A 9,749-nucleotide genomic window follows, 5' to 3' on the forward strand; every position below is an offset into this window, starting at 1 on the left:
GCGCCCGGAAGGCGGAGACCCATGGTCACTCACGTTCCCTCGGAAGCACCCGGCGACGAGCGCGGAGCGCTGCTCGCCTTCGTCGACGCCCAGCGCGGAGCGATCCGCCGCTCCGTCATCGGCATCACCCACGAGCAGGCGACGAGCCGTCCCAGCGCCAGCGATCTCACCCTCGGCGGCTTGCTGAAGCATGTCGCCGAGGTGGAGCTGAACTGGCTCAGGCTGGCCCAGCAGCGCGAGAACGAGCGCGCCCGCACCCAGGAGACCTGGGGCGAGGCCTTCCTGCTGCTGGACGGCGAGACCGTCGAAGGGACGCTCGCGTTCTGGGCGGACGTCGAGGCCCAGACGGTGGAGTTCATCCGGGCCGTGCCGTCGATGGACGACACCTTCCCGCTGCCCGACGCGCCGTGGTTCCCGAAGGGGGAGCGGGTGTCGATGCGCTGGTTCCTCATCCACCTGGTGGAGGAGATCGGCCGGCACGCGGGCCACGCCGACATCATCCGCGAGTCCCTCGACGGCAAGAACGCCTTCGACCTGCTGGCGCTGGAGCGCGAGGCGGCGGAGCCCGCCACGACATGACGGCGACGGCCGCCGGGGGCCGGAGCGCCGACAGGGCCCCGGCCCCGGCGCCCCGCCGTGGCCCCTCAGGCCCTCAGCTCGTCGAGCCGGGCGAGGTCGTCCCGTACCGTCTCCCGCTCCGCGTCGGTCAGCGCCACCCCGGCGGCCCGCTCCAGCGTCCGCCGCGCCAGCTCGTCGTCCTCCAGCCGGTGCGCGATATCGCCGCGCAGCACCAGCAGCCGCAGCAGCTGTACGGGGGTGGGCGCGCGGTCCTCGCGGGCCAGCGCCCGGTCCACCATCCGGGCCGCGCCCGGCAGATCCTGCTTGGAGTCGGCGAAGAGCACCGCCAGATGGATCGCCCGGTCGAAGGTCTCCTCCGGGACCGGCCCATGGGTGCCGTCGGTGTTGTTGGTGTTGTCGGTGTCGTCCCCACCCGTCGGCTGCCCGATCCGGACGGTGTTCCCGGTGGGGTCGGTCATCAGGAACTGCCGTACCCCGTACGACATGTCCTTCACGGGCCCGATCCGGGGCAGGCCCCGGCTCGGTATCCGGCCGTACGCGGCCTTGAGCCCGGCGCGGAAGGCCGTATGGAGCCCTTCGACGTCGTCGGTGAGGACATAGCAGCCGGAGTACGAGGCGGCCGGGTCGTACTCCTTGATGCCGAAGAACTGCAGCTCGACGGTGCCGCGCTCGACGACGGCGAAGGCGTAGGGGCTCTTCTGGCGCAGGGTCGTCTCGAAGCCGATGGCCTCGTAGAAGGCGACCACGTCGTCCATGAGGGCGGTTTGACACGGGAGGAGCGGGATGGTCGTCTCGGTCATGACGACAGGGTATTCAAAATTGAGTACTCTAGTCAAAATTGATGAGTCTCCCGTCCGGTGGGAGGCGGGAAAGAGGTGACCCCGCCATGTCCGCGATCCGACTGCTGGTGCTCGGCTCCGTACGCCAGCACGGGCGGGCGCACGGCTACCAGGTCCGCAACGACCTGGAGTACTGGGGCGCCCACGAGTGGTCCAACGCCAAGCCCGGCTCGATCTACCACGCCCTGAAGCAGCTGGCGAAGCAGGGGCTGCTGCTCGCCCACGAGGTCGCGCCGTCCACGGCGGGCGGCCCGCCGCGCGTCGAGTACGAGATCACCGACGAGGGCGCCGGGGTGTTCTTCACCCTGCTCCGGCAGTCGCTGACCGATTGGGACCAGAAGACCGACTCCCTCTCCGCCGGGCTCGGCTTCATGGTCGAGCTGGAGCGCGCCGAGGTGATCTCCCTGCTGAGGGAGCGGATCGCCCAGATGGAGGGCTGGCGCTCGGCGGTGGTCGACTACTACGACCCGGCCCAGGGGCCCGGCCAGTTCGGCCATATCGGCGAGATCATGCATCTGTGGCTCTCCTCCGCCGACTTCGGCAAGGAGTGGACCCTCGCCCTGATCGGGCGGATCGAGGGCGGCGCGTACGTCTTCGCGGGCGAGGGCGAGCCGTTCCGCGGGGTCCTTCTGGAGGGTGAGGAGAACCCTTACGCGACGGGGGTGCCGCACCGGGGCGACGCGGAGTAGCGGGGCGGGCGGCGGCGGCCGCCCTCTCCTTTGAGTCACTATTCAAGTTTGACTAACCCTTGCTCCTATGGTTTCCTCCTCTCGTGGTCAACTTTGACTACTGGATTTCGGGAGGGGTGCGCAGATGCCCGGAGACGTGATCACACTCGACGGCGTACAGAAGGACTACGGAGCGCTGCGGGCGCTCGCGGGACTCGACCTGGCCGTCGCCGAGGGCACCGTCCACGCCGTACTCGGCCCCAACGGCGCGGGCAAGACCACCACGGTCCGCATCATGTCGACCCTGCTCCGGCACGACGCGGGCGAGGTCAGGGTGGCCGGGCTCGACGTCAGGACCGACGCGGCCCGGGTCCGCCGCAGGATCGGGCTGCTGGGCCAGCACGCCGCGCTCGACGAGGAGCTGGGCGGCCGGCAGAACCTGGAGATGTTCGGCCGCCTCCACCATCTGGGCGCCCGCCGGGCCGGGGCGCGGGCCGATGAACTGCTGGACCGGTTCGGCCTGGCCGACACCGGTACGCGGGCCGTGAAGAAGTACAGCGGCGGTATGCGCCGGCGGCTCGATCTGGCCGCGTCGCTCATAACCGAGCCCGCCGTCCTCTTCCTGGACGAGCCCACCACCGGACTCGACCCCCGGGGTCGTACCGAGGTGTGGAACGCGGTCAGGTCCCTCGTCGGCGGCGGTACGACGGTCCTGTTGACGACCCAGTACCTGGAGGAGGCCGACCAGCTCGCCGACCGGATCTCGGTCATCGACAACGGCCGGGTCGTGGCCGAGGGCAGCGCCGACCGGCTCAAGGCCGACCTGGGCTCCGACCGCATCGACGTCGTCCTGCGCGACGCCGCCGATCTCGTACGGCTGACGGCACTGCTGCCGTTCCGCGCCGACGCGACCCTCGACGAGGACCGGCGGCTCCTCAGCGCGCCGGTCGCCGACCGGATGGCCGCGCTCACCGAGACCGTACGCGCCCTTCAGGACGCGTCGATCGAGGCGGAGGACATCACCGTCCGCCGCCCCACCCTCGACGAGGTGTTCCTGCGACTGACCGAGAAGGAGGCCGGGTGACCCCCGTGAACCTGTTCCTGAGCGACGCCTGGACGATGACCCGCCGCGAACTCGCCCACTGGGCGCGGCTGCCGTGGAAGATCGCGATCGCGCTCGCCTTCCCCGTGATGATGCTGCTGATGTTCGCCTACCTCCTCGGCGGCGGCCGGGGGATCGAGGGCGACTACCTGAGCTATCTGATGCCCGGGATGCTGGCGCTGACCATGGCGTTCGGCCTCGAATCGACGATGACGGCGGTCACCCGGGACCTCGACAAGGGGGTGATCGACCGTTTCAGGTCACTGCCGATGGCCGACTCCGCGGTCCTCGTCGGCCGCAGCGCCGCCGACATGCTGGAGTCCGCCGCCGCGCTGCTGCTGATGTCGGGGGTCGGCTTCGCCCTCGGCTGGCGCTGGGACGGCGGCGTCGCGGCGTTCGCGGCGGCCTTCGCGCTGCTTCTGCTGCTGCGGTTCGCGATGCTCTGGATCGGCATCCATCTGGCGATGGTCGCCGGACGGACCGAACTGGTGCAGGCGGTCCAGATCCTCGTCTGGCCGTTCGCCTTCCTCTCCACGGCCTTCGCCACCCCGACGGAGATGCCCGGCTGGCTCGGCGCGGCCGTGCAGTGGAACCCGCTCTCCGCGACGGCGACGGCCGCCCGCGATCTCGCCGGACTCGACACCGGCGGCTCCTGGGCCGCGGACCACGCCCTGCTGCTGGCCGTGTTCTGGCCGCTGCTCCTGCTGACGCTCTTCTTCCCCCTGGCGGTGGGCAGGTTCCGGCGCCTCGGCGACTGACCCCGGCAGGACCGGCCTATCGTCGGCCCGGCCTATCGTTGACCCCTGGAACGACACCTTCGGGGGATACGGGGCGGGGCATGGAGGAGCTGGTCAACGCGGTCGGACGCGCCACGGGGTGGGCCGCCAGGGGAGCCGCGTGGCTGTGGGACGCGGTGGGCCCGACGCCCGACGAGGAGCGCGACCCGAGCCGCCGGAAGGAGCGCCTCCGCTACCCGAACCGGCAGCGCCCGCTCACCGGGGCGGAGCTGGCCGAAGCGGAGGCGGAGCTGGGCGTCGCCCTCCCCGCCGAGTACCGCGCCTATCTGCTCGACCCGCCGGAGGAGGGCCTGCTCAACCCGCTGACCCGGACCCCGGACGGCTGGCGCTGGACGACGACGTACGAGATCGCGTACGACCTCCTCGCCACGGACTTCCCGCACCCCGACTCCTACAAGGACGCCGACTACGCGCTGTGCGAGCGCGAGCCGAAGCAGGACGACTTCCCCGACCCGGCCGCCTTCGACGTGGTCTACATCGCGTGGGACCAGGAGGTGGAGGTGTTCGAGCGGCGCAAGAAGGCGGGTGCCGTGGTGATCCTGGACGGTGGCTGTGGCTTCTCCACCCTGCTGGCCGTCACGGGCCCGCTGCGGGGGACGATGTGGTTCGACGACCGCGCGGCCACCGACCTGATCCTCCCCCTGAAGGCGGGCGACCGCGTGGGCACCTTCGCGGAGTGGCTCTCGGGCGACGCGGCGCGGGAGCCGTGGTGACGGCCCCGCGCCCCTAAAAGCCTCCGCCTCGGCCAGGGTGTTCAGGGGCGCGAGGAACTGCGCGACAAGCCACTGACGGCGCGCGGCCGGCACTCAACGGTCATGGTTACGGCGAGCTACCGCAGGCTAGTGGTGAAAAGCCGTCGCCTTGCCCTGGTCCATCGGCAGCGGCCCCGACTGGCGGCGGAGTTCCGGGAGCAGCCGATCCAGATCCTCCATCAGCAGCTCCGCCAGGTCCGCCGAGAAGCCGTTGCGGCACACCAGCCGCAGCACCGACAGGTCCTCCCGGTTCTTCGGGAACGTGTACGCGGGGACCAGCCAGCCCGACTCCCGCAGCCGCCGTGAGACGTCGAAGACGTTGAACGCGGTGACGTCGGGCGCGGTCGTCACCGCGAAGACCGGCAGCTCGTTGCCGTGCGTCAGCAACCGGAATTCGTCGTACGCGCCGAACCTCGCCGCGAGCCCCGTCGCGATGTCCCGCGCCGACCGCTGCACCGCCCGGTAGCCGTCCCGGCCCAGCCGCAGGAACGTGTAGTACTGCGCCACGACCTGCGCGCCCGGCCGGGAGAAGTTCAGGGCGAAGGTCGGCATGTCGCCGCCGAGGTAGTTGACCCGGAAGACCAGCTCCTCCGGCAGCTCGGCCGCCGACCGCCACAGCGCCCAGCCGACACCCGGATAGACCAGGCCGTACTTGTGCCCCGAGGTGTTGATCGACGACACCCGCGGCAGCCGGAAGTCCCACACCAGGTCCTCGTCGAGGAACGGCGCCACCATCGCGCCCGAAGCGCCGTCCACATGGACCGGGACATCGAGCCCGGTCCGCCGCTGGAGTTCGTCGAGGGCCGCGCAGACGTCGGCCACCGGCTCGTACGATCCGTCGAAGGTCGAGCCGAGTACGGCGACGACACCGATCGTGTTCTCGTCGCACAGCTCGGCCGCGGCCTCCGGATCGAGATGGAACCGCTCGCCCTCCATCGGCACCAGCCGCGGCTCCACCTCCCAGAAGGAGCAGAACTTGTCCCAGCAGACCTGCACATTCACGCCCATGACCAGATTGGGCCGGGCGAGCGACGGATAGCGGTCCGCGTTCCGCTTCGCCCAGCGCCGCTTGAGCGCCATCCCCGCCAGCATGCAGGCCTCACTCGACCCCGTGGTCGAGCAGCCGACCGTCGCCGACGGGTCCGGCGCGTGCCACAGGTCCGCGAGCATCGCCACACACCGCCGCTCCAGCTCGGCCGTGCGCGGGTACTCGTCCTTGTCGATCATGTTCTTGTCGCGGCACTCGTCCATCAGGACACTCGCCTGGGGCTCCATCCAGGTGGTGACGAAGGTGGCGAGATTCAGCCGTGAGTTGCCGTCGAGCATCAGCTCGTCGTGGACGAGGCGGTACGCCGTCATCGGCGGCAGCGGCCCGTCCGGCAGCCGGTGCGTCGGCGGCGCCTCCTCCATACCGCTGACCGGGTTGGCCTCCCAGAAAAACGGGTTGAGGGACAGCTCGCGCCGCCGCCGGTCCTTCGGCGTGTCACCGCCGTTCGCGTCCGCGCCCTGATGGAGTGGCATCCGTGCTCCTCGCCGCTTTCCGTGTCGTACGCCGCCGTCCGGGTGATCCGGCTCGGCGCGGGTCAGGTCCCGAGTGGCTCGATGACGACGGCCGTCCCGTAGGCACAGACCTCCGTGCCCACGTCCGCCGCCTCCGTGACGTCGAACCGGAACATCAGCACCGCGTTGGCGCCCCGCGCCCTGGCCTGCTCGACCAGCCGCTCCATCGCCTGGTTACGGGTCTCGACCAGCGTCTTCGTTAGCCCCTTCAGCTCACCGCCGATCATCGACTTCAGCCCGGCGCCGATCTGGCTGCCCAGATGGCGGGAGCGGACGGTCAGCCCGAAGACCTCGCCGACGACCTGACGTACCCGATAGCCCGGAACGTCGTTCGTGGTCACGACGAGGACGTCCGACTGGGGGGTCTGTCCGCCGCCGTAGTCCGCGATGCCCATCCGATCAGCCCTTCCACTCCGCTGCCCGGCCGCCGTCCGTACCCGCGTGCGAACCGTGTACGACCGCCGTCCACCCGTGTTCGACGGAATAGTTCTCCCGTGTCACACCAGCTTTGCCGGGCGGCGGGAGGTGTGCATCCTGGGAGGGCCGCAGGAACACCGGACCGGGTTCGGGCGTCGCCCGTACGGGGGCGCTCCCCGGCGCCGCGCCCCTCTCCGCCCCTCTCCGCCCCTCTCCGCTCCGCTACGCACGCCCGTCCCCCCTCCGACGACCCGTACAGGAGCCCGGACCTCGTGACCACCCTTGCGCTCGGACCGAGCTGGCTCGACCCGGACCAGCTGATCGGCACCTTCGGCCTGATCGGGGTCCTGCTGATCGTCTTCGCCGAGTCCGGCCTCCTCATCGGCTTCTTTCTGCCGGGCGACTCGCTGCTCTTCACCACCGGACTGCTGGTGACCAGCGGCAAGCTGGACACCCTGCCGCTGTGGGCGGTGTGTGTGCTGATCGTGCTCGCGGCGGTCGCCGGTGACCAGGTCGGCTATCTCTTCGGCCGCAAGGTCGGCCCGGCGCTCTTCAAGCGGCCCGACTCCCGCTTCTTCAAACAGGAGAACGTGGAGAAGGCCCATGACTTCTTCGCCAAGTACGGGCCGAAGTCGCTGGTGCTGGCCCGGTTCGTGCCCATCGTGCGGACGTTCACGCCGATCGTCGCGGGCGTCAGCCGGATGCACTACCGCACCTTCGTCACGTACAACATCGTCGGCGGTGTGCTGTGGGGCGCCGGGGTGACGCTCCTGGGCGCCGCCCTCGGCAATGTGGCGTTCGTCAACGAGAACATCGAGGCGATCCTGATCCTGATCGTCGCGGTCTCGGTGCTGCCGATCGCCGTGGAGCTGCTGCGGGCCAGGAGGCAGAGCCGCCGGACCCCCGGTCCCGGCGCGGCGGACACCGCGCCGGGCGACCCGTCGGCCCCACCCCAGCGGGGCCGGCACGCGAAGCGCTGACGCTGCTTCCCGGGGCGGCGCGGTGCCGGGGCACGCGAAGCCCCGAAGCTCCTCCCGGGAGGCTAGAAGCCGCGGGTCCGCTTCGCGGCCTTGCGGCGGAACGCCGGGCCCGGGAGGCCGCCGGCGACCGACGGCACCCGGAGGAACAGCCGGGAGATCTCGCCGCCCAGGTTCACCCCGATCGCGATGGCCAGCGCCAGCGCCGCCGCCTTCGACAGGGACGCGAGCCCCGCGTTCAGCTCGCCCCTGGCCATCGACAGCAGGGCGAAGTACGTGGCGCTACCGGGCAGCAGCGGGCCGATCGCCGCCGTGATGTACGGCAGCGCCGACTGGTGCTGGTAGCGCGCCAGCATCTGCCCGAACAGACCCACCAGGCCCGCCGCGACCGCCGTCGCCGCGACCGGATTGACACTGGCGGTCAGCGCCAGCGCCCCGTACACCGACCAGGCCACTCCGCCGTTCAGGGTCACCAGCAGCACGGTCTCCCGGTCCTGCTGGAGCAGGATCGCGAAGCAGAACGACAGCGCCATCGCCGCCGGCAGCTGTACCTCCGGCCGCTCCAGCGGGTGCAGCACGGTCTCCGGGGTCAGCGCCGCGCCCAGCCCGATCCCCAGATACAGCACGCTCAGCACGCCCGCGACGATCCCGACGACCAGATACCCGACCTCCAGCAGCCGGGCGGCGGCCGTGATGTAGAAGCCGGTCAGCCCGTCCTGGACGCCCGCGACCAGCGCCCGCCCCGGGATCAGGGCGAACAGCCCACCCGTGATCACCGCGGACGCGCGGACGTCGAGCGGGGAGAGCGACAGCGCCACCCCCATCGCCGCCGGGGCCGTCGCCGCCGCCACGAACTGGTAGAACTCCGGCAGCCCGCGCCCGGCGCACAGCCAGGCGAGACGGTCGCCCAGCATCGCGGAGAGCGCCGCCGCCGCGAATACCAGGAACCCGCCGCCGACCAGCACGGACGCCGCGCCGGCCAGCAGCCCGCCGGCGACCGTCAGGGCCCAGCCGGGGAAGGGGTGCCGGTTGCGGCGGATCTCCGCGAGTCTGCGGTACGCGTCCTCCAGCGTCACCTCGGTATCGGGCGAGCTGATGTCGTGGACCAGCCGGAAGACGGCCGCGAGCCGGGTGTAGTCCGTGCCCCGGCGCCGTACCGTCCGGTTCGCCGTCACCGGGTCGTCGACCAGGGACGGCTGATACGTGATCGACAGCAGGGTGAAGGTGACGGTGGGCTCGCAGCGGTCGAGCCCGTACGAACGCGAGATCGCGAACATCGCGGCCTCGACGTCCTCGGCGCCCTCGCCGCCCGCGAGCAGCAGCTCGCCGATCCGGAGGGTGAGGTCGAGCACCCGGGGCGCGGCTGGCCCCGTCTCCTCGTCGTGCCGCTGTACGACCTCCGGGACCGGCCGTTCGCCCACCGGCATCCGGAGCATCGCGCGCATCCGGTCCTGCCAGGGCGCGTCCTTGGTCAGGACGACCTTCGGCACACCGTCGGCCGGGGTGAAGGCGGTCGGGGAGCGCCGGGCCCGGTAGACCGACGGGGTGGCGAAGGCGGAACCTTCCTGCTCCGTCGTGGAGGGCTCGGCGACACCGTCCGGGACGGCGAACTCGGAGGTCGAGTGCTCCTCCTCGGCCGTCTCGGGCGGGGCGACGCCGTCGGGCACGGCGAACTCGGAGGAGGGGTGATCGTCGGCGGGGGGCGCGTCGGCGGGCCGGGAGCGGTAGGTGTCGCCGGACTTCGCCGTGCCGTTACCGCCCCTCGTCTCCCGGGCCCCGGCCCCGGACTCATCGGCCACCACGCCCCTCCCTTCCTGCCCTTCCGCTCTCGTCGCGTCCGTCGCGATCAGTATGTGCGGGGATCGCCCCCACGACGACCCCGAGCCGTGCGCCTGCCCACGCCGCTGCCCGAGACACCTCCGAGCCCCCGGCGCCCCCGCCGGGCGCGACCGGCGTTACGGGGCTCGGGGCCCGAGGCCCGTGGCGCACAGCGGTGCGGGGCGGGCGGGCCGGGAGCGGTAGGTGTCGCCGGACTTCGCCGTGCCGTTACCGCCCCTC

At 71.6% G+C, this 9,749-nt stretch carries 10 protein-coding genes; 6 read left to right on the forward strand and 4 right to left on the reverse strand.

Translation table 11 applies throughout. The annotated features are described in order from the left end of the window. The first annotated feature begins 21 nt into the window (after window positions 1-21). Entirely contained in the window at window positions 22-579 is a 558-nt protein-coding gene (locus tag ACFXG1_RS28090; protein WP_384711294.1) for a DinB family protein, read from the forward strand. A 65-nt stretch (window positions 580-644) separates the two neighbouring features. Here the strand turns inward: ACFXG1_RS28090 and ACFXG1_RS28095 are convergent, their stop codons facing one another. Next, window positions 645-1,379 carry a bleomycin resistance protein gene (locus ACFXG1_RS28095; RefSeq protein WP_384711297.1) on the reverse strand — a complete coding sequence of 245 codons (735 nt, stop codon included), beginning with the start codon at window positions 1,377-1,379 and terminating at the stop codon, window positions 645-647. A gap of 86 nt (window positions 1,380-1,465) precedes the next feature. Between ACFXG1_RS28095 and ACFXG1_RS28100 the strand changes: the two genes are divergently transcribed. From ACFXG1_RS28100 to ACFXG1_RS28115, 4 genes are all read left to right on the forward strand, one after another. Next, on the forward strand, window positions 1,466-2,107 hold the full coding sequence (locus tag ACFXG1_RS28100) for a PadR family transcriptional regulator (protein WP_384711299.1): 642 nt from the start codon (window positions 1,466-1,468) through the stop codon (window positions 2,105-2,107). Window positions 2,108-2,231: 124 nt separating this feature from the next. After that, window positions 2,232-3,170, forward strand: coding sequence for an ATP-binding cassette domain-containing protein (locus ACFXG1_RS28105; protein ID WP_384711302.1), 939 nt, complete (start codon window positions 2,232-2,234; stop codon window positions 3,168-3,170). A gap of 35 nt (window positions 3,171-3,205) precedes the next feature. Then, window positions 3,206-3,946, forward strand: coding sequence for an ABC transporter permease (locus ACFXG1_RS28110; RefSeq protein WP_384711320.1), 741 nt, complete (start codon window positions 3,206-3,208; stop codon window positions 3,944-3,946). A gap of 80 nt (window positions 3,947-4,026) precedes the next feature. Beyond that, a complete protein-coding gene (locus tag ACFXG1_RS28115; protein ID WP_384711305.1) occupies window positions 4,027-4,698 on the forward strand; it encodes an SMI1/KNR4 family protein in 672 nt (223 codons plus the stop codon). Window positions 4,699-4,824: 126 nt separating this feature from the next. Here the strand turns inward: ACFXG1_RS28115 and ACFXG1_RS28120 are convergent, their stop codons facing one another. Next, on the reverse strand, window positions 4,825-6,258 hold the full coding sequence (locus ACFXG1_RS28120) for a glutamate decarboxylase (RefSeq protein ID WP_384745064.1): 1,434 nt from the start codon (window positions 6,256-6,258) through the stop codon (window positions 4,825-4,827). Between the two features lie 62 nt (window positions 6,259-6,320). Continuing rightward, the gene (locus ACFXG1_RS28125) at window positions 6,321-6,692 is read right to left on the reverse strand and encodes a YbjQ family protein (RefSeq protein WP_384711311.1); all 372 of its coding nucleotides are present in this window, start codon (window positions 6,690-6,692) and stop codon (window positions 6,321-6,323) included. Between the two features lie 294 nt (window positions 6,693-6,986). Between ACFXG1_RS28125 and ACFXG1_RS28130 the strand changes: the two genes are divergently transcribed. Next, window positions 6,987-7,694 (forward strand): DedA family protein, encoded by a 708-nt coding sequence (locus ACFXG1_RS28130; RefSeq protein WP_384745067.1) that lies wholly within the window; start codon window positions 6,987-6,989, stop codon window positions 7,692-7,694. Between the two features lie 62 nt (window positions 7,695-7,756). Here the strand turns inward: ACFXG1_RS28130 and ACFXG1_RS28135 are convergent, their stop codons facing one another. After that, window positions 7,757-9,490, reverse strand: a complete 1,734-nt coding sequence (locus ACFXG1_RS28135) for a threonine/serine exporter family protein (protein WP_384711317.1) — start codon at window positions 9,488-9,490, stop codon at window positions 7,757-7,759. Window positions 9,491-9,749 lie beyond the last annotated feature (259 nt).

It is taken from the genome of Streptomyces sp. NPDC059248 (assembly GCF_042753905.1).
In the GTDB taxonomy this organism is placed as follows: domain Bacteria; phylum Actinomycetota; class Actinomycetes; order Streptomycetales; family Streptomycetaceae; genus Streptomyces.